Origin of the sequence: Bacillus salacetis, assembly GCF_049177075.1 — a bacterium.
Classification (GTDB): domain Bacteria; phylum Bacillota; class Bacilli; order Bacillales; family Bacillaceae_B; genus Rossellomorea; species Rossellomorea salacetis_A.
In genome coordinates this window covers 2,187,889-2,209,662 of sequence record NZ_CP185377.1, presented here as the reverse complement: position 1 = coordinate 2,209,662, position 21,774 = coordinate 2,187,889, and the positions used below count along the sequence as shown (strand labels likewise).

28 protein-coding genes, 1 pseudogene and 1 other annotated feature are annotated in these 21,774 nt (G+C 38.6%); of the genes and pseudogenes, 26 read left to right on the top strand and 3 right to left on the bottom strand.

Going from position 1 to position 21,774, the window contains the following annotated elements; translation table 11 throughout:
• Window positions 1-76: 76 nt before the first annotated feature.
• The 9 genes and pseudogenes from ACOJQI_RS11460 to ACOJQI_RS11420 all read left to right on the top strand — a co-directional run bounded on the left by ACOJQI_RS11460 (window position 77) and on the right by ACOJQI_RS11420 (window position 5,232).
• Window positions 77-307: a PF20097 family protein gene (locus tag ACOJQI_RS11460; protein ID WP_421385347.1), complete on the top strand. Its 231-nt coding sequence runs from the start codon at window positions 77-79 to the stop codon at window positions 305-307.
• Between the two features lie 130 nt (window positions 308-437).
• Entirely contained in the window at window positions 438-872 is a 435-nt protein-coding gene (locus ACOJQI_RS11455) for an SMI1/KNR4 family protein (protein WP_421385346.1), read from the top strand.
• 37 nt (window positions 873-909) lie between these two features.
• Complete coding sequence (locus ACOJQI_RS11450; protein WP_421385345.1) at window positions 910-1,185, top strand: hypothetical protein; 276 nt, start codon at window positions 910-912, stop codon at window positions 1,183-1,185.
• A gap of 95 nt (window positions 1,186-1,280) precedes the next feature.
• Window positions 1,281-1,643 carry a hypothetical protein gene (locus ACOJQI_RS11445; protein WP_421385344.1) on the top strand — a complete coding sequence of 121 codons (363 nt, stop codon included), beginning with the start codon at window positions 1,281-1,283 and terminating at the stop codon, window positions 1,641-1,643.
• Between the two features lie 363 nt (window positions 1,644-2,006).
• A complete protein-coding gene (locus ACOJQI_RS11440; protein WP_421385343.1) occupies window positions 2,007-2,540 on the top strand; it encodes a GNAT family N-acetyltransferase in 534 nt (177 codons plus the stop codon).
• Between the two features lie 13 nt (window positions 2,541-2,553).
• Window positions 2,554-2,949: a hypothetical protein gene (locus tag ACOJQI_RS11435; protein WP_421385342.1), complete on the top strand. Its 396-nt coding sequence runs from the start codon at window positions 2,554-2,556 to the stop codon at window positions 2,947-2,949.
• An 81-nt stretch (window positions 2,950-3,030) separates the two neighbouring features.
• Window positions 3,031-3,687 (top strand): Type 1 glutamine amidotransferase-like domain-containing protein, encoded by a 657-nt coding sequence (locus ACOJQI_RS11430; protein WP_421385341.1) that lies wholly within the window; start codon window positions 3,031-3,033, stop codon window positions 3,685-3,687.
• A gap of 61 nt (window positions 3,688-3,748) precedes the next feature.
• A pseudogene (locus ACOJQI_RS11425) lies at window positions 3,749-4,111 on the top strand (nucleotidyltransferase domain-containing protein); the annotation flags it as partial.
• An 83-nt stretch (window positions 4,112-4,194) separates the two neighbouring features.
• Window positions 4,195-5,232, top strand: a complete 1,038-nt coding sequence (locus ACOJQI_RS11420; protein WP_421385340.1) for a DUF3231 family protein — start codon at window positions 4,195-4,197, stop codon at window positions 5,230-5,232.
• 306 nt (window positions 5,233-5,538) lie between these two features.
• Here the strand turns inward: ACOJQI_RS11420 and ACOJQI_RS11415 are convergent, their stop codons facing one another.
• On the bottom strand, window positions 5,539-5,793 hold the full coding sequence (locus ACOJQI_RS11415) for a YueH family protein (RefSeq protein ID WP_421385461.1): 255 nt from the start codon (window positions 5,791-5,793) through the stop codon (window positions 5,539-5,541).
• A gap of 242 nt (window positions 5,794-6,035) precedes the next feature.
• On the opposite strand from ACOJQI_RS11415, the gene ACOJQI_RS11410 reads away from it, so the two are divergent.
• From ACOJQI_RS11410 to ACOJQI_RS11375, 8 genes are all read left to right on the top strand, one after another.
• Window positions 6,036-6,524 carry a DUF2975 domain-containing protein gene (locus ACOJQI_RS11410; protein ID WP_421385339.1) on the top strand — a complete coding sequence of 163 codons (489 nt, stop codon included), beginning with the start codon at window positions 6,036-6,038 and terminating at the stop codon, window positions 6,522-6,524.
• An 11-nt stretch (window positions 6,525-6,535) separates the two neighbouring features.
• The gene (locus tag ACOJQI_RS11405; RefSeq protein WP_421385338.1) at window positions 6,536-6,754 is read left to right on the top strand and encodes a helix-turn-helix domain-containing protein; all 219 of its coding nucleotides are present in this window, start codon (window positions 6,536-6,538) and stop codon (window positions 6,752-6,754) included.
• Window positions 6,755-6,787: 33 nt separating this feature from the next.
• Window positions 6,788-7,543: an isoprenyl transferase gene (locus tag ACOJQI_RS11400; protein WP_421385337.1), complete on the top strand. Its 756-nt coding sequence runs from the start codon at window positions 6,788-6,790 to the stop codon at window positions 7,541-7,543.
• A gap of 448 nt (window positions 7,544-7,991) precedes the next feature.
• Complete coding sequence (locus ACOJQI_RS11395) at window positions 7,992-8,885, top strand: alpha/beta fold hydrolase (RefSeq protein ID WP_421385336.1); 894 nt, start codon at window positions 7,992-7,994, stop codon at window positions 8,883-8,885.
• Window positions 8,878-9,291 (top strand): hypothetical protein, encoded by a 414-nt coding sequence (locus ACOJQI_RS11390; RefSeq protein WP_421385335.1) that lies wholly within the window; start codon window positions 8,878-8,880, stop codon window positions 9,289-9,291. Before ACOJQI_RS11395 ends, ACOJQI_RS11390 begins: the two co-directional genes overlap by 8 nt.
• A 62-nt stretch (window positions 9,292-9,353) precedes the next feature.
• Window positions 9,354-11,507: a penicillin-binding protein gene (locus ACOJQI_RS11385; RefSeq protein WP_421385334.1), complete on the top strand. Its 2,154-nt coding sequence runs from the start codon at window positions 9,354-9,356 to the stop codon at window positions 11,505-11,507.
• A 381-nt stretch (window positions 11,508-11,888) separates the two neighbouring features.
• Window positions 11,889-12,128 (top strand): PspC domain-containing protein, encoded by a 240-nt coding sequence (locus tag ACOJQI_RS11380; RefSeq protein ID WP_421385333.1) that lies wholly within the window; start codon window positions 11,889-11,891, stop codon window positions 12,126-12,128.
• A gap of 421 nt (window positions 12,129-12,549) precedes the next feature.
• Window positions 12,550-12,915 carry a hypothetical protein gene (locus tag ACOJQI_RS11375; protein WP_421385332.1) on the top strand — a complete coding sequence of 122 codons (366 nt, stop codon included), beginning with the start codon at window positions 12,550-12,552 and terminating at the stop codon, window positions 12,913-12,915.
• 39 nt (window positions 12,916-12,954) lie between these two features.
• Here ACOJQI_RS11375 and ACOJQI_RS11370 read toward each other — a convergent pair whose 3' ends face one another.
• On the bottom strand, window positions 12,955-13,527 hold the full coding sequence (locus tag ACOJQI_RS11370; RefSeq protein WP_421385331.1) for an HAD-IA family hydrolase: 573 nt from the start codon (window positions 13,525-13,527) through the stop codon (window positions 12,955-12,957).
• A gap of 236 nt (window positions 13,528-13,763) precedes the next feature.
• Between ACOJQI_RS11370 and ACOJQI_RS11365 the strand changes: the two genes are divergently transcribed.
• The 4 genes from ACOJQI_RS11365 to ACOJQI_RS11350 all read left to right on the top strand — a co-directional run bounded on the left by ACOJQI_RS11365 (window position 13,764) and on the right by ACOJQI_RS11350 (window position 17,728).
• Complete coding sequence (locus ACOJQI_RS11365) at window positions 13,764-14,417, top strand: zinc dependent phospholipase C family protein (RefSeq protein WP_421385330.1); 654 nt, start codon at window positions 13,764-13,766, stop codon at window positions 14,415-14,417.
• Window positions 14,418-14,458: 41 nt separating this feature from the next.
• Window positions 14,459-15,034, top strand: a complete 576-nt coding sequence (locus ACOJQI_RS11360; protein WP_421385329.1) for a histidine phosphatase family protein — start codon at window positions 14,459-14,461, stop codon at window positions 15,032-15,034.
• Window positions 15,035-15,225: 191 nt separating this feature from the next.
• Window positions 15,226-15,774 (top strand): CBO0543 family protein, encoded by a 549-nt coding sequence (locus ACOJQI_RS11355; RefSeq protein WP_421385328.1) that lies wholly within the window; start codon window positions 15,226-15,228, stop codon window positions 15,772-15,774.
• A 319-nt stretch (window positions 15,775-16,093) separates the two neighbouring features.
• On the top strand, window positions 16,094-17,728 hold the full coding sequence (locus tag ACOJQI_RS11350; protein ID WP_421385327.1) for a M4 family metallopeptidase: 1,635 nt from the start codon (window positions 16,094-16,096) through the stop codon (window positions 17,726-17,728).
• A gap of 65 nt (window positions 17,729-17,793) precedes the next feature.
• Here ACOJQI_RS11350 and ACOJQI_RS11345 read toward each other — a convergent pair whose 3' ends face one another.
• Entirely contained in the window at window positions 17,794-18,312 is a 519-nt protein-coding gene (locus ACOJQI_RS11345; protein WP_421385326.1) for a TetR/AcrR family transcriptional regulator, read from the bottom strand.
• A gap of 99 nt (window positions 18,313-18,411) precedes the next feature.
• Between ACOJQI_RS11345 and ACOJQI_RS11340 the strand changes: the two genes are divergently transcribed.
• From ACOJQI_RS11340 to ACOJQI_RS11320, 5 genes are all read left to right on the top strand, one after another.
• Window positions 18,412-18,762, top strand: a complete 351-nt coding sequence (locus tag ACOJQI_RS11340) for a VOC family protein (RefSeq protein WP_421385325.1) — start codon at window positions 18,412-18,414, stop codon at window positions 18,760-18,762.
• 148 nt (window positions 18,763-18,910) lie between these two features.
• Window positions 18,911-19,128, top strand: a binding site (T-box leader).
• 43 nt (window positions 19,129-19,171) lie between these two features.
• Window positions 19,172-19,627 carry an HIT family protein gene (locus ACOJQI_RS11335; protein ID WP_421385324.1) on the top strand — a complete coding sequence of 152 codons (456 nt, stop codon included), beginning with the start codon at window positions 19,172-19,174 and terminating at the stop codon, window positions 19,625-19,627.
• Window positions 19,617-20,363, top strand: coding sequence for a class I SAM-dependent methyltransferase (locus tag ACOJQI_RS11330; RefSeq protein WP_421385323.1), 747 nt, complete (start codon window positions 19,617-19,619; stop codon window positions 20,361-20,363). Before ACOJQI_RS11335 ends, ACOJQI_RS11330 begins: the two co-directional genes overlap by 11 nt.
• Window positions 20,364-20,413: 50 nt before the next feature.
• The gene (locus tag ACOJQI_RS11325) at window positions 20,414-20,980 is read left to right on the top strand and encodes a GNAT family N-acetyltransferase (protein WP_421385322.1); all 567 of its coding nucleotides are present in this window, start codon (window positions 20,414-20,416) and stop codon (window positions 20,978-20,980) included.
• A gap of 38 nt (window positions 20,981-21,018) precedes the next feature.
• Window positions 21,019-21,546 carry a GNAT family N-acetyltransferase gene (locus ACOJQI_RS11320; RefSeq protein ID WP_421385460.1) on the top strand — a complete coding sequence of 176 codons (528 nt, stop codon included), beginning with the start codon at window positions 21,019-21,021 and terminating at the stop codon, window positions 21,544-21,546.
• Window positions 21,547-21,774 lie beyond the last annotated feature (228 nt).

Below are 21,774 nucleotides of genomic sequence, written 5' to 3'. Positions count from 1 at the left end.
TCCTTCAATGAGCGGTGGGGTTTGCTGAATAAGCAGCTGCCAATTGTACACGAAGAAAAAGGTGGTGTAATTAGCAATGGCCGATATTGAAAGATGTCCTGAATGTGGTCTCGAGTTGAAACAAGGATATATTTTCTCTCCTCGAAGAATTTGCTGGTCAGACTCTCCTGATTCAATCTTTGCTGATTTTGGAAGTGAAGTATTAATTGGCGATGCATTGTTAAAAGTCAAAAAAACTCCAGCATTAAGGTGTGAAGAGTGTAATCTAGTCATTTTTAGACACAAGGAAAATAAGGATATGAAATAGCAGTAGCTTTGAATATCCTGCTTCTTTTTTTATTACCCCTAGCGGGAAAGTAAACAGGATATATCAAGGTTACTTGTATGACGAAGACTACTGGCTGTTAATAGAACCTGCAAGGGTGGGGGTATTTCTAATGGAAAATGTAAGAGACCTAATTCCTACAAGGAAAGGTGGGGTAGACGAATCAGCTATAAAAGCAGCAGAGGATAAGTTAGGTGCTGTTTTTCCAGAACAATATAAAGAACTTTTCAAGTTAGTTAACAATGCAGAAATAGGAGAATGGATACTTTATCCTATCAAAGACAATAGAAATCCTAGAAAGACCTGGGATGATATTGTTAGACAAAATAATGAAGTCAGAGATGAATTTATGTCCGAAAATTTAATTGCAATAGGTGATGATGGTTCAGGAGACAAGTTATGTCTAAAAGTAAATGAAGGAATCATGGGGGAAGAGATTTATATTTGGTATCACGAAGATGGAGAAATTGAAGAATATGCTCCTGATCTAAGAGAATTTATAATTTCTTTATCAGAAGAAGAAAATGAGGATGCTGAAGGCGAATAGGCTGCATTAACTGAATACTTTAAAGGAGTGGATAGTGGTGTCGGGTCAATTTATAGTGACTCTTTTGTATTTAACAGTTTCAGTTGTTTGGTTAGCTACAAAAGGAAGATCATTGATAAAAAGGAATAACGGCTATTATCTTCCTATCATTGCCTTTGGCATAGGCTCAGCAATGTTGGTCCTTGGAACAAATTATACAAGTGGCTGGGAAGCAATGGGATTGATGCTCTGGGGATTCATTTTTACAGCAGCAAGCCTCATTATATTTCTTGTTGTCTTCATTTATGAAGAAAAAAATGCCCGCAAAGGCTAGTATAGAGTACTTTTTCTAATAAGGGCGTTTACTGAACAAGCATTTGCCTACTTCTTATTTAAATTAGCATTTATAGCAGATAGAGAGGTTTTACAGTGAAAGGATTCATCTCTGTGTTTATTTTAACGGTGATACTGCTGTGCGGTTGTACCAAAGAATTTTCTTTTAGCTTTCCTCAAAAGCTGGATGTTCCGGATAAAGGCAAATATACGGTTTTTTATATTGATGACAGTAAAGATTTGACTGACATCAAGTTACCTGAATTTCTTGAACCTGAAACACCTCATAATATGCAAACCCTGTATCCTTATGAGATAGAACAATTTAACAAACTATATGGCAATATTGAAATTAATGATTCACCTTACTATATCTTTGTGGACTCTGAAGAAAAAATATTTAAGACTGGTAATTTAGATAAGGCTGCAGATTTTTTTGAGAAGAATATTTTAAAGTGACTATTAAACTGCAGGTATTAACCAAAACTACATTGCTGTTAAAATTGAACCCACGTTCTTTTTATACAATTTAGCTTAGGAGAGAAAAATGAATAATAGTAATAAAATAGATTTATACATAATATTGATGCTGACTATCGGTGTACCATCGAGTACTATCATTCCACTATTAGATCTACCACCTTTCATTAGTTATCTCGTTCAAGCTATTGGAATACTTCTTATTATATTGGGCTTATCTGCATCTTTTAAGAAGTTAAAGACTTCTAAAGGTAAACAATCTAGTCCTCAAGAATAGTAAAAAAGAGATACTAGAAGCTAAGGAAACAACAGAAAATTCATTTCCGGGGAGAGACCTAATTCATGCACAATCAGTTTGTTACTATAAGGAAGGCAGTTTTATCTGATAAAAAAGGAATAGCAAAGGTGCACGTTGATAGCTGGAAGACTACATATGCCAATATTGTTACCGACGAATATTTGAATAATTTAAGTTATGAGCAGCGGGAGAAGCTCTGGATCAATATCATCCCCAAAGGCGGTGTGTATGTAGCTGAAAACAGCGAAGGGGAAATTGTTGGTTTTTCTTCTGGAGGAAAAGAAAGAAGTGGAGAATATAGTGGGTTTGATGGGGAGTTATATGCCATTTATATCTTAAAAGAGTATCAAGGTCAAGGAATCGGTAAATTACTTATCAACCCAATAATAGATGAAATAAAAGCAATGGGATTTAACTCAATGCTTGTTTTTGTTATAGAAGATAATAGCTCCAGGCATTTTTATGAAGCACTAGGCGGCGAAAAAATAGATACCGTCGAGGTTGAAATTGGCGGAAAGAAATTGTCAGAACTTGTGTATGGTTGGAAAGATATTAATCAATGTTATTCGATCTTTTAGGAGGGTGATTTAAGTGAACAGTTCCCCGAATGAAATGAGGATTATCGTTCCAAAAGGGTGTGACAATGCACCAAGGAAACGAATTGTAATTAATTTTACAATAGCTTTATTGAAGCGGCAAAATGAAGTCATTATGGAATACGCAGATGAATCTATTATATGGTATCAATTGAAAGATAAAATCAAATTAGACGGTCAAAGTTCATTGTTTGAATCCTTGCAGGAGGAAAATAAAAATATCATTGATTACCTGGAAATTTACCAAGTGATAACTCACGGGAAATACGCTTCAATAAATGGTGTGATTTCATTAGCAAAGGGTTCAAAAATTGATTTCTGCGATGTATATACTTTTAGTAGTAACGCTAAGACCGGAAAGGTAAAGGAAATAAAGTCGTATAGACTATAGTTTTTAAACTAACGATCTCATGCTTGAAAGTGATTTATTTGTACAATCAATGGTTTTTTACATATTATTACGGGGGTACTTATGAAAACTCACTATTACTTAGGTTGGTTTAACAATTTCTTTCCAGATAAATTGACCAGTCTTTTACAGGAAGATATAACAGATAGGAAATCGCTTGTTATGATTAGCTCGAATCCTTCTATATATGAAGATGAAGGTGTCACTGAACGCTCGTGGTTTGATCAGGCTGGCATTATGTTTGATGAATATCATGTAGTTAACTACCGCATACATAAGGAAGATGCCCAAACGAAAATTCAAAATGCTTCAGTGATTTTCCTGCTGGGTGGAAATGTTCTTGAACAAAATGGTTTCTTGAAGGAATATGATCTTTCGGATTCAATTAAAAAAAGCAGCGCCGTTGTGATGGGAGCAAGTGCTGGTGCCATCAACATGTCCGCCAAATGGTTATGCTCCAAAAACCTTGGATTTAAAGTTGGAATGAGCTCTGTATACGAAGGAATCGGTCTAGATAATTTTTCGGTCCTCTCACATTTTGATCTTGAAAATAATTTTGCTATGGTCCAAAGCGAACTTTCTCTATTATCGGAAGAAATAGATATTTATGCGTCAAACAAAGATTGCGCTGTACGTGTAAAGGGAGAAAAAATCGACGTTCTTGGCAATGTTTTTTTAATCTCCCATTCAAAAATTCAAAAGTTGGATGAGACTCTCTAAAAGTAATGAATGTGAAAGAGGTACTACTTATGGAAAATAAAACTTCAAGGAATGGTCAGAACACCAAGCCCATATAAAGGGTGTTGCAGTTGTGGGTTCCTTTGCAAGAGGAGATTTTCATGCTGATTCTGATGTGGATTTAACGATTATTACCACTAATAAATCTCTTACTTTAGAGATGATTAAAAATGAGTTTAGGTACAGTCGTATTGAGCGTTTTACCCTTGAAGAATGGGGGATTTTGACTTCCCTAAGGATATTCTATGAAAATGGATTAGAGGTAGAATTTGGTGTGGTGACAGACCAATGGGTAAGTGAACCATTAGATGAAGGAACAAAGAATGTCGTTCGAAACGGGTTTCTGGTCATTACTGAAAAAGAAAATCTATTCTCCAGTGTAAGAATGTTTGTTAATGGATTATGATCCGCTTTGGAACAAGGCGTCTGTTGAATAAGCACCTGGATTGCGTAAGATACTAGATTTAAAACGCCTTGAAAGGATCTCTCATGAAAACCAATAAGCCAATCAAAGTGGGTTCGTATAAAACAAGTCCGGATGAAAAATTAACCTCTGCTGAAATGGGGAAGCTGTGGGCTACCTATATGGGGAACAGTATGTCAAAACAAATCTTGAGGTATTTTCTTCAACATGTAGACGACGCTGATATTCAAATACTGGTGGAAAATGCGCTATCCCTGTGTGAAGAATTTTTAATCAAAACAACTAAAATTTTAGAAAAAGAAAACTTTCCTCTTCCAAAGGGTTTTAGTGATGAGGATGTAAATCTCGGTGCACCGCGTCTATTCCAGGATGAATATTACGTCCATTATTTGAAATATACTGCAAAAGCAGGGATGAGTATCTATCAAGTCGGCATTCCCCTTGTTTATCGGGAGGACGTTAAAGAATTTTTCATGTATGCCATGAATTCAGTTATGGAATTGATCGGCGAGATAAACAAGATTTTGATGGGGAAGGGGCTCATCATTAAACCGCCTTTAATCCCTGTTCCGGAAAAGCCATATTTCGCTGATAAAGATTATTTGAATGGTTTCTTCGGGGATATCCGGCCGCTGCATGCACTCGAAATAGGCCATTTTTATGATAACATTGAAAACAATGTAACAAGCAAGGCGTTAATCATGGCCTTCGCACAAGTTGTAAAAGACGAAAAAATTCGGGCGGTTTTTGAGTCGGGAAGAGACATGACCACTAAGAATATTGAACAATATATGAAGATGCTTCACCGGGATAACTTACCGGCACCTTCTTTTCTTGATGATCTCGTTACAGATTCAACGTTCTCGCCTTTTTCAGATAAGCTGATGCTGTTCCATAAAATGGACATGTTTTCGATGAAAATCAGAGCTTTTGGGAATTCAGTGGCTGTGAACGGAAGGCATGATGTAGCGCTCCTTTACTCTAAGTCGTTTATGAAAATCACAAAGTTTGTAGATTCAGCTGCGAAAATCATGATTGAGAAGGGCTGGATGGAGATGCCGCCTGGCGCGGCTGATCGGAATAAATTATCTTCTGGGGAGTAGGAGTATCTATACGGGCCAAAGAGAAGCTTGGATCCGAGGTATATTGGCCCGTTAACTGGCTAAACGACCCAATGAGATACGGAAGTTCGAGAGATATTGGGTCGTAAACTGGCTAAACGGGCCAATGAGATACGAAAATTTGAGAGATGCTGGCCCGTAAATCAAGTAATCGGGCCAATGAGAGACAAAAATTCAGAAGATGTTGGACCGTAAATCAAATAGACGCCCAATGAGATAAGAAAATCAGAGCCATGCTGGCCCATAAAAAATTATCAAAATAAAAAACAGCAATCTGCTGTCTTTGAATTAAAAATATTTCTCCGCCAGCTTGCTAATCGCATCTGCCAATTCATCTGTATTCCCTTCAAAAAGATGAAAATTCAGTGAGGATCGTAGTTTGTCTGTTTGAAACTGAAGATCTTCCTTTTGATTGAATTCAGCCGACCAATGAATGGTGGGAATGGAGACGATAAATCGTTTATCGGGAGTAAGGTGAAGAAAAACTTCCGCTGTTTTATTCCCGGATATCGTGATCTTTTCATAAGAGGTTATCATTTTCATCACTCTTTTCCTACTATATATTGTTAATTATAGCACATTAACACTAAAAATCTTCTTATTAAGGTTCAACCCATTTCTGTTTAAACCTATATTTGTGTACTTGCTGCTTATATCGAACATTTCTCCTTATAGGAAATGTTCTTTTTTATAGTTGCACAATTAAAATTTGATAATTATTTATTGAATTTCAATAAATAATATGCTAAATTCAATATGACAATAAATCAGTGAGGTGCTTTTGGATGAATCGTGGAACACTCTTTTTAAAGACTGCTGTTATTCTTTTAGGGATTCCAGTACTTGCCTTGTGTATATTTCTATTGCCTAAGATAGCCATTGAAGCTCTCGGACATGCAAAAGAGGGAGCGGAGCTTGGTTATATGGTACTTGGCATACTGGGTGTCATGTATGTTTCGGCAATCCCTTTTTACTACGTCCTGTATCAGGCGTTCAAACTTCTTCATTATATCGACAAGAACGAGGCTTTTTCGGAACTATCAGTGAGATCTTTGAGGTCTATTAAAATTTCTGCAATCATAATCAGCGGCCTGTATTTGGTCATCCTGCCATTTGTTTTTATGATTGCCGAATGGGATGATGCGCCGGGTCTGGTCCTGATTGGAATGGTCATCGTCGGTGCATCGATGGTGGTTGCCGTATTCGCAGCGGTGCTCAAGAGACTTTTAGAACAAGCTATCCAAATCAAATCAGAAAATGATTTAACGGTCTGAGGTGAAGAATATTGGCGATTATCATAAATATCGATGTGATGTTGGCAAAAAGAAAAATGAGTGTAACTGAACTTTCAGAAAGGGTCGGAATTACCATGGCGAACCTCTCCATATTGAAAAATGGGAAGGCCAAAGCAGTCCGGCTATCGACTTTGGAAGCCATTTGCAAGGCCCTGGATTGCCAGCCGGGCGACCTATTGGAATACAGAAGTGACGAGGATAATGGATAAAAGAAAGACTATATGCATGGAGGCGAATCGTGTATGAACATTCCTTTTCTAAAGAACAAACAACCGGAAGAAGCCTTGCAATATCCAGTAGATCATACCCTGGATCATGTGGCGATCATTATGGATGGAAACGGCCGGTGGGCACAAAAGCGTGGCCTGCCGAGAGCAGCCGGGCACAAAGAAGGGCTTTCCACTGTGTTCAAGATTGTGAAGGCAGCAGTCAAATGCAAGGTGAACGTCCTGACACTTTATACTTTTTCCACGGAGAACTGGAAACGTCCAAAGTCCGAAGTAGATGTGATATTAAGGCTTCCTAAAGAGTTCTTATCGGTTTACCTGCCGGATCTTATTTCAAATAATGTGCGGATTGAGTCAATCGGTGATTTAGAAAAGCTTCCCGCTCATACTAGAGAAGCCATCGAGTATGCGATAGCAAGAACCAGAGATAACGATGGCCTTCAGCTGAATCTGGCACTCAATTATGGAAGCAGACATGAAATTCTGCACTCCATGAAAGAATTGATTACGGATATCAATGCTGGAAAATTGTCATTGGATGAACTGAATGAAGAACAGTTCTCTACATACCTATATACAAAGGATGTAAAAGATCCCGACCTGCTCATCCGGACCGGCGGTGAAAAACGGCTGAGCAATTTCCTGCTCTGGCAGCTCGCTTACACAGAATTTTGGTTTTCAGACGTGCTGTGGCCGGACTTCACCGAGGTGGAATTTCTGCGTGCGTTGGAACAGTTCCGTCAGCGGAATAGAAGGTATGGCGGGGTTTAATTTTAATATCACTACTGTTTCAAGGACTTCTGTCAAACCCCTGGCAGAGGTTCTTTTTATTTTCCTGAAGAATTGCGACAGCTTTATGAGAGGAGCGGTCCAACGAGTCGCAATTAAAGCGTAATCGCGACAGGAGAGGGCCGAATTCAATGGAAGCTGTCGCAAAAAGAGAGGAATCGCGACAGGAGAGGACCACAATCAATGGAAGCTGTCGCGATAAGAAAGGAATCGCGACAAGAAGTGGAGAAAGGGGGCTCCCTTAGTCGCGATTGTAAAGATAGTATTTTTCTTACCAGCCAAACAAATAGCAAAATAAAGGGTATCATCTGCATAAAGCGAATAATAGTAAAAAGCATCCACCGAGTGTAAATGCTAAGAGCGTTAAAAAAATAAATTGAAGCTGGACGAAAATTCGCCGTCAATTCGAGAATGAGGCAGGGGAAGAGATATGAAGCAGGCAACCATTTATAAAAGCAAAAAAGGAAAGAAAGTGATTTTACAGCACTATGAAGAGTATATAAATTCTCTTGAGTTCGAGGTGGAAAGGGTTCATGTAGATACTAGTTACGGCAAGACCCATGTACTTGTAGCGGGTCCAAAAGACGGAAATCCTGTTTTCATCTTTCAGGGTGGAAATTGCATCAATCCAATGACCCTGTCATGGTTTTCTTCATTGGCCGATACTTATAGAATTTATGCACCTGATACCAACGGTCATCCGGGATACAGCGATGAAAACAGAATTTCTGCCAAGGATCATAGTTTTGCTCACTGGATTAAAGAACTCATGCATCATTTTGAAATTAAGCGGAGTGCATTCATTGGTCCCTCATATGGCGGGGGAATCATTTTACGGCTGGCTGCTTTCATGCCGGACAAAATTGAATGTGCCGTATTAGTATCGCCGGCGGGAATCAAGCTTGGCTCAAAGGTGAAAATGATTCAAGAAATCTTGGTACCCATGGTTATTTACAATCGTACCTCTTCAGAGAAATACCTCAAGAAAATCGCTGATGCCATGTCTGATCAGTCCATGAAAGAGAAGGACCAAGAAATAATTGGCGATATATTTAAGTACGTTAAACTCGAACAGGATATGCCCAAGTTGACTACGAAGAAAGAGCTGGAAAACTATCAAGCTCCCACTCTCGTCATAGCGGGGAAGAAGGACGTTTTCTTTCCTGAAAAGAATTTGAATCAAGCGGCAAAAGAAATCCTCCCTAATTTACCGGCTTTTAAATCATATGATATGGGTCATTTCCCTTCAGATGAGTGGCTTCAGAAAATCAATAAGGAGATAAGAGAATTTTTATCAGGACATTATCAACCCAATCTTGATTAACCATTTATGGGAATATCCTAACAAGGATGTTCCCTTTAAACATTCAAAAGATGAAACAATATTCAAGCGGGAATCGTCATTATTAAAGGGAACATTTTTAGAAGGTTGTGGTATTTTGCAGGCATTGTTTTTAATCATTTTAGGAATATGGAATTTAGGTGTATTTAACTTTATTGCGTTTAAGGTTTCCAGTAATAATAGAAAGAAAATGATCTGGTCAGGCTGCGGATTTATCCTGCTATCTCCTGTCATTTTCTATGTGGCCGCAGTTACGGTAAGCTACTTTGTAAAACATGAGAATTCTGCTGGTATTATTTCTATGATATATGCCTCTTTGTACTTACTAAACGGGATTATCTTGATTCTCATTGGTCTACTTTCTCATAAATTTCACAAAGTCGGTTAGAATAAACCCCCATAAAGTAGTAGACTAAATGAATAGGAACCTACTAGAAAAGGATGAGTATTATGAATGGAAAGAGGAAGGAAATTAGAATTGGTGCACTCATTTTGTTCCTGACTTTTTCAGCTGTTTTTATCGGTTTATTTTCACGGTTTACTTATATAGCAGTGTCTGGGGAAGTTGAAGGAGTCAATTTAGCAGCACAGGCATCGGAAAAATATTTAAAGAGTAAAATCTTAGAGGCAGACAGGGGGACTATTTTTGATAAAAATGGAGAAATTCTGGCGGAGGATTCATCGACGTTTAAGTTGATTGCAGTTCTCTCGGATACAGTGACTACAGATCCGGATTCTCCCAATCATGTGGTGGACAAAGAGAAAACTGCTTCGGTCCTATCTCAATACATAGAAATGGATGAGTCGGAAATCCTTAGCCGGTTAAACAAGAAGGACCAGTTTCAGGTGGAGTTCGGTACAGCAGGCCGGAATATCTCGCCTGTCACGAAAGAAAGCATTGAAAAAGAGAAATTGCCGGGAATTCTTTTTGAAACGGTAGCCAAGCGGACCTATCCTAACGGGAATTTTGCCACCCATCTCGTCGGTATTTCCCAGCAGAAAGTGGCAGATGATGGAGACGTAAAAAGCAAGGGGATATTGGGCATAGAAAAAAGCTTCAATGAAATGTTGGAAGGCCAAGACGGGGAAGTTGATTTTGAAAGTGATAAGTGGGGTTATCTTCTTCCTGATTCTGATACACATGTAAAAGAACCGAAGGACGGCAAAGATATCTATTTGACCATTGATGAAAAAATCCAGTCATTTGTGGAAGAAGCTTTGAATCATGTCACGGACGTGTACCACCCAGTAAAGGCTTTTGCGATCGTTTCAGATCCCACTACCGGAGAAATCCTGGCAGTGGCACAAAGGCCTTCCTTCAACCGGAATGTAACAGAAGGAGTGGAGAGCAGCTGGACGAACTTTACCATGCAGACTGCCTACGAACCAGGTTCGACGATGAAGACTTTTTCTCTGGCATCGGCAGTGGATGCGGGAGTTTTCAATCCCAATGCCACTTATAAATCCGGTGAATTTTATGTAGAAGGAAATCCTCTTCCGATCAAAGACTGGAATGCAGGTGCCGGGTGGGGCAGCATCACTTATCTGCAGGGGGTGCAGCGCTCATCCAACGTCGCTTTCGCCGAACTGCTTGATCAAATCGGGCAGGATAAGTATCGCGATTATTTGAATGCTTTTGGATTCGGCAAAAAAGTCGGGCTGGAATTAGAGAATGAATCAAGCGGCAGGATTCTATATGACTACCCGATTGAACGATATACGACGATATTCGGGCAGGGAACGACGGTCACCGCCATGCAGATGATCCAGGCAGCATCCGCGGTTGCAAATGACGGCAAGATGATGAAACCCTATATGGTCGATAAAATTGTGGACGGGAATAGTGGAAAAGTGGTTAAGCAGTTCAGCCCGACTTCCAGCGGAAATCCGATAAGCAAGGAAGCTGCACAGAAGACAAGGGAGTATCTGGCGACCACAGTGACATCTGATATCGGTACCGGAAAGCCATTTGCCATTCCGGGCTATTCGGTCGCAGGGAAATCCGGAACCGCCCAAATTCCGAACCATAATGGGGCCGGATATATGATCGGCCATGACAATTATCTCTTTTCATTTTTGGGAATGGCGCCGGCAGAGGACCCCAAGCTCGTGGTATATGTAGGAATTCAACAACCTGATTTGGGAGGCAAACTGGGCTCGATTCCTGTAGCGGAAGTCTTTAACCCAGTCATGCAAAACAGTTTGAAGTACTTGAATATCGAGACGACAACAACCTCTCAAAAGCTGCAATCAGTAAAGGTTCCTGACGTAGAAGGAGTACCGGCTTCCAAAGCAGCGGAAACCCTCAAAGAATCCGGCCTGAATCCTGTTGTCATCGGCAACGGAGGAAAAATCATTGCTCAATCCTCAAACGACGTTCTGTTGGAAAAAGAAAAGATCCTTCTGCTAACAGATGGACCTGTAACAGTTCCCGACATGAATGGCTGGTCACTGAGGGATGTTCAGAAGTTTGTTTCCTTGAGTGACATTTCCATCGAAATGAAGGGCGCTGGCTATTTGATAAAACAAAACCTCAAACCAGGCTCGGTCCTCGAAGGAGAGCAAACCCTTATTGTTGAATTCGCTCCGTTTGGTTCAGACTGAGTAACTCGTGATAGAAAAATAAGGGAAGAATTTACTGTTAAATGCAGATTAGTAGTGGTTTTGAACAAAATAAGAGAAGATTTTTCCTCTATACTAAGCAAAGCTATCTATCTTCACGTTTTTTGAGTCAAATAAGAGGAATTTTTTCCTCTATTTAAGCTGTTTTCAGTACGATTTGCTAATTAAGGGAAGATTTTTCCTCTATTTTTTAAGGCGTTGATTGAATAAAGAATAATAGAAAAGAGGAGCTGCAATATCGTTTTGCAACTCCTCTTTTTTGTAATTTTTCATTCATCTTTCACTTTTTCAAAAACACCAGCAAGTATAATTTTCTCACTCTTAAAAGATGTCTAGAGTTCAGGATAATCGAAACTTAATCAATTGTATATCCGTCTAATTAATAGTAAGAATGCTTTATGTGGCAGAGGGGGAGTTGAATTGAAAACCAAGTTAAGAAAATCGCGAACAGATAAGTCCATAAGCGGTGTCTGTGGAGGTATAGCGGAATATTTAGGTATTTCCTCTTTAGGTGTGAGACTGATATTTCTTTTATTACCTGCTAATTTACTAATTTATTTAATTCTTGTTAATACCATGCCTGATAGTCCCCGGTCATTATAAAAGCTTTATAAAAAGGAGGGATCTAATGAACAAAAAATTGAATTTTTATTCGTTATTCATTTGTCTGTTTTGTTGGCTGTTTTTTCTACTTTTAGCGTTTAGTAATATTGGAACTAATATAATTCATAAATTGTCACCTTCAGTAACATGGTACACCTTGCTCGGATTAACAGTAGCTTCATTAATAGTAAGCGTTATAGGTTTTAAAGGAATTAGGAATAAAATTTCCATGATTAGAAGTTTTGTGAGTGTTTCCATGACTGTGGTTCTAATTTTAATTGAACTGTTCATTATCATTATGGGAACGATGCTTGGTTGAAGTATTCTCGTTTTTAAGTGCATGTCTTTTTCACCCAAACTGGCATCAAATCCCTTGTGATTTCTTATACATAATAAAAAGGAATCAAGAGGTGAACTCAATTTGAACTTCAATATGGAAAGAGCCAAACTCCTGACAATGAATTTGCAGGGATTCATCGATTTGGTAAATAGGACGTATGAACAGCATTCCTATATTGTCTTGAATCAGGATCTCTTGTATCGGCTGAAGCTGCTGGTGGAGGAGTACAGATTCCAACTCTTGGCGGATGAGTTGAAAAGATTGACCAGATACGAGGGGGAAGAGAAACAGACCTTGATGAACATTGAGAAAGTAAAAGAAAAAATCAGCATTATCGATGATTTCATTCAGGTCAACTATGATGATTTGTTTATCTTTTCCGGAAGGGTACATAGCATTCGCTCGATTATTGACATGTTTGAGGAGAAGGAGGACGTAAAAGTCTAGGCGTGCAGGTATGGGGGACGAAGAATGTCCCCCTTTAAATTATTTTAACGGTGAGAAATCAAGTTTGAAAAAGTCAGCGTAGTCCTGCAGCTGATAATCAGCGATTTCACATTCAGCCTGAAAAATACAGGTCGCTATCCCCAATTTTTTGGCCGGAAGTAAGTCCAGTTCCCTGTCCCCAATGGCCAGGTCGATATGATGTTTGTTATGTAGGTAAACATAGGATTCCGGATCAGGTTTCCGTGCATAGCCATCATCAATGGTTACTATGTCAGAAAAATAATCCCGCCAGCCATAGTGATCCAAGATGGCCAAGACTCCGTCCCTCGATTTGTGTGTCATGATCACATTTTTATCAGCCCATTTAAGAATCTCTTCCACATGTTCAAACGGTTTCATATCCTCAGGAGAAAGTTTCTCCCTTAACTGCATCATCTCTTCCTGTTTGTCCTCAGGAACCTTGTAATAATCGATGGCATGTGAATAGGAAACTTTCAGCTTGCCATAGATCTCCTTTTCATCCACAGTCTCACCCAGCACAGTAGAGAGCACTTTCGTGTATGCGGGGTAGGTGTCAAATAAAGTTCCGTCGAAATCCCATAGAATATTCATTAACATCACTCCTTTCCATCTATTATAGTCGTATAAGTTCGTTCAACCAATCAAAGCTTCTTTATGAGGTGATATAACGGTGTCATCACTAAGTTGTTATAGAACTAACATTGATTAAATTCTAACTATTTGAAATAATTGATTAGGTTAATACAGATTTGCGGCAAAAGATCCTGCATTTATCTATAATCACCTGTGCCGCTCAATGAAAATCCATAAATTAAAGGGGAATCACTATGGCTACTTGGGTAACTCATTTTCGAATCACTGAAGAATTACTGAAAACGGATCTTCCTGTTTCAAAAACGGAATTCTTGGTAGGCAATATCGGACCGGATTGCGGGCTTATTGGAGAAGACGGAAAGCCGGTACCACCAAAGGAAACCACTCATTTCTACACTGACGGGAAGATTAGCTCCGATTCATTTTACAATGAATATCTTGGTGAAATAACTGAGAGTTTATCTGGCGAAATATCCTATAAGTTGGGCTACTACATTCATTTGGTGACGGATGAGGAATGGCTTAAAGTCCTTGCTAAAAAGAAGCAGGAAACAGTTTATCAGGAAATCCTGAATCACCCGGATTATGCCCGCCTTGTTAAGAAAGATTGGTATGGACAGGATTTCTTATATCTTAAATATCATAATGACAATATCTTCTGGACAGACTTCCAACACATAACCGAATTTCCTGAGTATCTAGATTTCTTTCCAGAGGGTCAGACTCTGACACAAATCAGAAATATAACGGAATTTTACCGGACAAGTACGATAGCCGATGACCATAAATTCATTTATCTAACAGAGGTTGAAATGGATGAGTTTGTAGAAAGCACTGTCGAAAAAGTTAAAGGCATATTGGAAAAGATGAAGCTGCAGCAGGCTTAACTTTTATCTCAGTAATATGAGGAATTAAGGAGGACTCACTTTTGGATTTCATTTTTATTAGACACGGACAAGGTGAACATACCCTCAACTTACCAGATAGTTTGCAAATTCAAGACCCCGCTTTAACCAAAAAGGGGATTAAACAGGCCGAATCTCTGCAATCTCAAATTACTATAACTGACAAAGACATAGTAGTTATCAGCCCTATTAGAAGGACTTTGGAGACAGCTAACATTTTAACAAGAAACATAGGCTGTAGAAAAGTTGTGAGCCCACTGGTATCACCAAGAATGTTTCCTCAAAATCCAGAATGGGAAACACTTCCTTGCGATAGGATGTTAGATAAGAAATTGATTAGAGAAGAATTTCCAAGCTTTACGATTTACGAGGGCCTTCCCGAGGAGTTTTGGATTTCCGGAATCAATACAATGCCAGAACAAGAATTTAGTGCAGTAGCAGCTCGTTTTCTTGAATGGTGCAGAGAGCAAAATGCTGAACGGATCTATGTGGTGTCACACGATGGCACGATCAATTCCTACAGACAATTCATCAGAGGGGAAAACCTGACAAGAGAAGACTTTCTAAAAGACGCTGGATGGATTACACAGAGTTGTTAATTCTTTTGGTTTGCCAAGTCAGAAGACTCATTATTTGATGAGTCTTTTTTGCTTTGAATTATTTTACTACCTTCGCTTATTCCAAGTATGTACGTTGAAGTCCGTATAAAGTCTATATTTTATAGGCAAATTAGTCTTAGCATTTAAACAAACAATCAATGTTACCTCTTTGCTAAGGCTTGGTGATTTGAATGGATATTAAAATGAAGAATGCCTTTCATTCCAGAGAGTTACAGGATATTTATACCCAAACTGATTTTCAATATTGGCTTGAGTATGAACTGTTCTCTTGGAATTGGTGGATCCTTGTGGCTTTCGTGATAGTGCCGTGGGCTCTATGGGTTAAAGTGTTGGACAGGAAACGCGTGATGGAAATAATATTATTCGGTTCGTTAGTGGTTATCCCCACAACATATCTCGATGCTATTGGGAGCGATTTGCGTTTCTGGATGTATCCAACCGAATTGATTCCTGTAACTCCAAGAGCAATTGCCTTTGACATGTCTATGGTAGTAGTAGCTTATATGTTGATTTACCAATACTTTAGTTCTTGGAAGTCGTTTATTATCGCTTTAGTTTGTATGGCTCTGTTATTTGCATTTATCGGTGAACCATTAAGTCATGTATTACACTTGGTCTATTATTTCAAATGGAAGTATATTTATTCTTTTGTTTATTACATATTGCTCGGCTTATTAAATAAGGCAATATTAGAAAAAGTAAAAAGGTTGTATCAATAACTAAATGGAAGCTTATCCAAAAGAGGGTAAGTTTTTTTTTGAAAATCTTCATGGGATTATCACCTTGAATTTGGCAAAACTGGTACTAACATAGGATCATAATGTGGACACTACAGAAAAGAGAAGTTGTGAAAATGAGGACACTTATTAGGTACTCACAGAACAAAATTTGACAATATTCATGAAAATTTTCCTCAAGATAGGGATCCTTGATATTTTTAGTGTGAATCAGGGCTTGTTAAGCATTTTGAGGATTCTGACAATTGCTTTCTCCTGTGATTTTTCTTTGCTAGAATACTGAGCAAGGAGGGAGAAACATATGAAAACTAATAAAAAGTTTACTAGAGTACTGGCTTCCGCAGCCATCACAACAGCATTATTGACTTCAGCAGGTGCAGCTTCTGCCCAAGGGATTGACCCATTATGGAAAATGAAACCCAACGTAGAAATGAACTGGAAGGAAAATGTACATAAGGGTGCTCCATCCTTTATCACAGGGAAATTGACGGAGAAGAAGGTCAAAACAGAAAAGGATGTTCAATCATTCTTTAAGGCGAACAGCAGCGTATTTAACATCAATCCTGAGAAAGACCTGAAGTTAATCGATACCAAGGAAGATGAATTAGGGATGACACATTTTATTTACCAGCCGGTCATTCAAAATGTACCGATTGCGAAGGCAAAAGTCATGGTGCATACCGATCGTGAAGGGAATATTGAGGCAGTCAATGGGGAGTTTCACTCTGATGCGCCATCTACCATCCGACAAACCAAAAAGCTGAACAAGCAGCAAGCGATTGATGCTGCCTGGAAGCATATTGATACTGATCGCTCGGCCGCTGACGAGACCATTGAAACAATCAAAGGAAATAAAAGTATGTTGTCCGAAAAATCGGATTTGGTCGTTTACAATGAAGATAAGGAATATACGTTAGCCTATCATGTTCAGTTACAATTTGCCTCTCCATACCCAGCAAACTGGCAGCTTTACATCAATGCTGAAAACGGTGAAGTTCTAAAAGCAGTGAATGAGGTCCACGAAGCAACTGGTTCAGGATATGGTGTCCTGGGCGACTACAAGACGGTTAATACGTACTATTATAATAGTACTTACTATTTGTTCGATACGACTAAACCGATGAATGGTGTCATCCAGACATTTGATAACTATAATGGAGGCGACAGCAGTCTTCCAGGTTATTATGTGACGGACACAGGCAATACGTTCTATAGTGAAAGACAAAAAGCCGCTGTCGATGCACATTATTATGCCGGTGAAGTGTATGATTATTACTACAATAAATTTGGCCGGAACAGCTATGACAATCAAGGTTCTGATGTAACTTCCACCGTCCACTATGGAAGCAATTACAACAATGCAGCATGGATCGGAAATCAAATGATTTACGGTGACGGAGATGGTTCAACATTCGCTCCACTCTCAGGCGCAGATGATATCGTGGCCCATGAGTTGACGCATGCCGTAACGGATACTTCGGCGGATTTGGTTTATGAATCCCAGTCTGGCGCGTTGAACGAGTCATTTTCTGACGTGTTTGGTTTCTTTGTGGATTCTGAGGATTGGTTGATGGGAGAAGATGTGTACACTCCTGGAGTCAGCGGGGATGCTCTTCGCAGTATGTCCAATCCGGAGCAGTATAACCAGCCAGCCCATATGAATGATTACCAGAACCTTCCTGTCACGCGAGAGGGAGACTGGGGAGGAGTTCATACTAACAGCGGTATCCCGAACAAAGCTGCTTATTACACAATCAACAGCATAGGGAAAACCAAAGCGGAAAATATTTATTACCGTGCTCTGACTGTTTATTTGACTCCTTACAGTGATTTCTCTGATGCTAGGCAGGCACTTGTTCAGTCAGCTAATGACTTATATGGTTCTTCAACGGCATCTTCTGTTGCAAGTGCATGGAGTAATGTCGGCGTCTATTAATCTTTCTTTTTAAATCCTTGAGCGAGTTTTGCTCAAGGGTTTTTTGTGTACGAAAGGGAAGAGGATTATAAACTCTCCCTTTCTAACATCCATTTGATTAATTTCTTTGCTTGAATTAGTGTTAATTCTTCCTTATCCAATCCTTTTAATATGGATCTCCAAGAAGAGATAATTAGTATTTCAAAGGGAATGTCGGCTTCCTTTCTAAAACCTCTAATAAAGTCTTCAACCTTGTCTATATCCCTCGACTGTGGTTCTTCACTGAATATCTTATAGGCCTTTTGCTTCTCAACAAAGTCTAATCCAGTGAGAAGGGCGGCTTTTAAAGATTCTTCTGGAACCTCAAATAATGAAGCAGCTCCCTCCATTCTATCTACAATTCTCTGTTCCATTTCCTTTCTGATTACTTGGTAAAGCTTTAATTTTGAGCCAAAGTGGTGATAAACTGCACCGGTTGTCATGTCAGCCTTGGCTGCAAGTGTTGAAATTTTTACATCTTTGAAGTTGTTTTGACTAAAGGCTTCTAGGGCTGCTTGAATTAACTTATCTTTATTACTTCCTGGTATCGGTATCCATTCTTTCATAAAGTAAGATTATCATATTGACAGGATTTAGTAAAATGGTTACGATATACATAACCTAATTATGTAAAACATAACTTAATTATGTGATAAAGAGAGGAGATGGCTAAAATGAAATTAGTGTTTTTGTATCATCCCGTAGCAAATTTAAAAGAATCACTTAAGTATTACAGGGAGACCCTTGGGTTTGAGGAAGCCTGGAGAGAGGGGGAACATACTGTTGCATTAAGTTTGCCTGACTCGGATGTTCGTCTTTTGATTGAAGAAGATGAAAAGGACCTCGCAGCAGGAGGAGTTTTTTTAGTAGACAGTGTAGATCAGTTTTTTAAGGAAAATAAGGAAGTTCTAACTTTTGTCACAGAACCAGTTGATATTCCTCCTGGCCGCTACGCTATTTTCAAAGATCCTGCAGGTAACTACATAAGGATCCTCGATTTCACAAAAGAAAAGTAATTTATGATTACAGGCAAATTCTTTGGGATCTGTCTGTTTTTTTAAATACCAAATAATTGTTGGTTTAAAATGCTCATGATGGAATATTTAGTAAATAAGTTATTGACATATAGTTTGAGAAAATATAGAATATTTAAAAATAAATAACCTAAACGCTAAGATTAGGAGTAGTAAGGATAGATTAATTGTTCAGAGAGCTGTCGGATGGTGCAAGACAGTCAATTGGTTCCCGAAGTCGCCTGTGAGTGGATAGATTGATATGTAAATCTATACGGTTAACTTCCGTAAAAGAGTCCTGAGATGTTTCGCTTTAACAGAAGTGAAACAAGAAGAGTGGTACCACGATAAAATCCTATCGTCTCTTTAAGAGATGATAGGATTTTTTATATTTCTTTAAGGGGGATTTTGAATGGGGGAAAGTTGTTTTATCTGTCATAAGCACGCTGGAAAAATTGAAACTTCAGGAGTCATGATCTATGAAGATGATCATGTGTATGTTGGCCATATCGATCGAAAGGGGAAGGCAAACTACTTAGGTCATATCATGATTGATTTAAAAAGACATACTCCTTCACTTGCCGATTTAACGGAAGAAGAAGCCGCAGCATTTGGAGTAATGATGGCAAGAGTCAGTAAGGCCCTGAAGGAATCTGAAAATGCCGAACATATCTATTCATTAGTTTCAGGAAACTCTGTTCCGCATCTTCATATGCACATCGTTGCCCGTTATCCAAATACTCCAAAAGAACACTGGGGTCCTATGGAAGTATATGATTGGCAGGATGCTCCGATGGGAGACAACGATCAAGTTGTGCAGCTATGCAATCGGATTAAGAACCATTTGGAGAATTCTCATGAACAATGAATTTGATAATAAAACGAAAGAATATGCATTAGGAAGGCCGTCGTATCCAGTGGATATATTAAGGATTCTTAGAGAGTTAGGGGTTAATAACCAATCTGTCATTGCCGATATTGGAGCTGGCACGGGAATTCTTACACACATGCTAGGCAGTTTGGAGTGCAGCGTCCTGGCAATTGAGCCAAACCAACACATGCTTGATGAGTGTAGAACTTATTGTAAAGGATATAAAAATATACAATTTATTGATGCACCAGCGGAAGAGACAACTTTAAAAGAAAATAGTGTAGATATCATCACGATTGCACAAGCTTTTCATTGGTTTGACAAGCAATTATGTAAGAGAGAATTCAAAAAAATCCTAAAAGAAGATGGATATGTCCTTATTTTATGGAATGAGATGCAGACAGACAGCCAATTGGCCCAAGAATATACATCTCTTTTACGTAAATATAGAGTCAAGTCAACTGCTGGAATATCCAATATTGATCCCGATAAAGAGAAACTTGATTTCTTCGGACAAGATTACACCAAGGTGTATTTTGACAACTGGCAAACAGTGACAGAGGAAGGTTTTATAGGTGGGGCCATGTCATTATCCTACACGCCATCAAAGAAAGATGAAATTTACGCAGACTTTGCTTCAGAACTTCGATTTCTTTTTTCAACATATCAACAAAACGATAAGGTTACATTCCAATATAAAACAGAGGTTTGTATCTGTAGGTTTTCCAGGTAATTGTATTAATGTTACCCAGCCAGCAAATCTGAGAAATGAGGTAAGATCCAATGAAAAATCACGAAGAAATCTATGCCAATATACCAACTTTAGAGACTGAGAGATTAATTTTAAGAAAGCTCTCAATGAATGATAAAGAAGATCTATTTGAATATGCTTCAGAACCAATGGTTTCACGTTTTGTTCCTTGGGAAGTACATAAAACACTATCAGACAGCGAGGAATTCCTTGCAACAATCACAAATGCCTATGAAGAGAAAAGAAAATTAACTTGGGCTATTGAACTAAAAGAAGAGAAAAAAATGATAGGCACTATTGATTTCGTAAACTGGGTTCCTAAACATTACAGGGCTGAACTCGCATATGTATTGTCCCATAAGCATTGGGGGCGAGGTTACATGATGGAGGCGGCAAGAGAATTAATTAAATACGGTTTTCAAAATATGAACCTGAATAGAGTGGAAGCTTCCATTATTATTGAAAATAAACAATCCCAGAGAGTGTTAGAGAAATTAGGATTGAAGTATGAAGGAGTTGCAAGAGAAGTATTTTTAATGAAGGGTGAGTTTACAGACTTGGCGATGTATTCAATACTTAGAAAAGAGTTCTTGCAATAAATTGCTGCTTAATAAAAAAGGGGTGGGTTGGTTTGTTGATGTTCACACATGGTAAATTAACCGTTCGAAAATTAGAAAGAAAAGATGCTGCATTGTTAGCAAAGTGGCTGTCAGATCCGAGAGTACTTGAGTTTTATGAAGGCAGGGATAATCCATTCGATATAAACAAAGTGAATGAAAAATTTTTCGCTCCAGAAGATGATGAAATGAGATGCATTATAGAGTTTGGCGGTATAGAAATTGGCTATATCCAATTTTACCAACTAGATGATGAAACGAAAAAGGTATATGGATACACCAAGGAATTTGTTTATGGAATAGACCAGTTCATCGGAGAAAAAGCGTATTGGAACAAAGGAATTGGAACGCTGCTTGTCTCATCCATGGTTGAATTCTTAATCGAAAACAAAAAAGCAGAAAGGGTTGTTTTGGACCCTCAAGCTAGAAATACAAGAGCTATAAAGTGTTATGAGAAATGTGGATTTACAAAAGTGAAAATACTTCCGCAGCGAGAACTTCACGAAGGCATATATCAAGACTGCTGGTTGATGGAGTATCGTAAATGAAATAATTCTCAAACGAAAAATGGGGTGCAGGAATTGGAGTTACTTTTATTCCAACTCGGCTTCGGGCAAAGTTATTGAGAAAATAGGCATGAAAAGAGAAGGTATATTAAGAGATCACGTTTTTAAAGAGAACGAATATATCGATCTTGTTCATTATGGAATTATCAACACTGATGCGATTAGAGCTTAGATTAATGTGAAACTATTAACCATTTATGTTAGTAATTA

Bases quoted from the DNA above. Each gene is read 5' to 3' on its own strand.
- ACOJQI_RS11365 (WP_421385330.1), top strand. From the start codon at position 13,764: ATGGCTACTTGGGTAACTCATTTTCGAATCACTGAAGAATTACTGAAA.
- ACOJQI_RS11370 (WP_421385331.1), bottom strand. From the start codon at position 13,527: ATGAATATTCTATGGGATTTCGACGGAACTTTATTTGACACCTACCCC.
- ACOJQI_RS11345 (WP_421385326.1), bottom strand. From the start codon at position 18,312: ATGAAAGAATGGATACCGATACCAGGAAGTAATAAAGATAAGTTAATT.
- ACOJQI_RS11395 (WP_421385336.1), top strand. From the start codon at position 7,992: ATGAAGCAGGCAACCATTTATAAAAGCAAAAAAGGAAAGAAAGTGATT.
- ACOJQI_RS11350 (WP_421385327.1), top strand. From the start codon at position 16,094: ATGAAAACTAATAAAAAGTTTACTAGAGTACTGGCTTCCGCAGCCATC.
- ACOJQI_RS11325 (WP_421385322.1), top strand. From the start codon at position 20,414: ATGAAAAATCACGAAGAAATCTATGCCAATATACCAACTTTAGAGACT.
- ACOJQI_RS11415 (WP_421385461.1), bottom strand. From the start codon at position 5,793: ATGAAAATGATAACCTCTTATGAAAAGATCACGATATCCGGGAATAAA.
- ACOJQI_RS11330 (WP_421385323.1), top strand. From the start codon at position 19,617: ATGAACAATGAATTTGATAATAAAACGAAAGAATATGCATTAGGAAGG.
- ACOJQI_RS11385 (WP_421385334.1), top strand. From the start codon at position 9,354: ATGAATGGAAAGAGGAAGGAAATTAGAATTGGTGCACTCATTTTGTTC.
- ACOJQI_RS11400 (WP_421385337.1), top strand. From the start codon at position 6,788: ATGAACATTCCTTTTCTAAAGAACAAACAACCGGAAGAAGCCTTGCAA.
- ACOJQI_RS11335 (WP_421385324.1), top strand. From the start codon at position 19,172: ATGGGGGAAAGTTGTTTTATCTGTCATAAGCACGCTGGAAAAATTGAA.
- ACOJQI_RS11430 (WP_421385341.1), top strand. From the start codon at position 3,031: ATGAAAACTCACTATTACTTAGGTTGGTTTAACAATTTCTTTCCAGAT.
- ACOJQI_RS11355 (WP_421385328.1), top strand. From the start codon at position 15,226: ATGGATATTAAAATGAAGAATGCCTTTCATTCCAGAGAGTTACAGGAT.
- ACOJQI_RS11340 (WP_421385325.1), top strand. From the start codon at position 18,412: ATGGCTAAAATGAAATTAGTGTTTTTGTATCATCCCGTAGCAAATTTA.
- ACOJQI_RS11320 (WP_421385460.1), top strand. From the start codon at position 21,019: ATGTTCACACATGGTAAATTAACCGTTCGAAAATTAGAAAGAAAAGAT.
- ACOJQI_RS11440 (WP_421385343.1), top strand. From the start codon at position 2,007: ATGCACAATCAGTTTGTTACTATAAGGAAGGCAGTTTTATCTGATAAA.
- ACOJQI_RS11410 (WP_421385339.1), top strand. From the start codon at position 6,036: ATGAATCGTGGAACACTCTTTTTAAAGACTGCTGTTATTCTTTTAGGG.
- ACOJQI_RS11455 (WP_421385346.1), top strand. From the start codon at position 438: ATGGAAAATGTAAGAGACCTAATTCCTACAAGGAAAGGTGGGGTAGAC.
- ACOJQI_RS11420 (WP_421385340.1), top strand. From the start codon at position 4,195: ATGAAAACCAATAAGCCAATCAAAGTGGGTTCGTATAAAACAAGTCCG.
- ACOJQI_RS11460 (WP_421385347.1), top strand. From the start codon at position 77: ATGGCCGATATTGAAAGATGTCCTGAATGTGGTCTCGAGTTGAAACAA.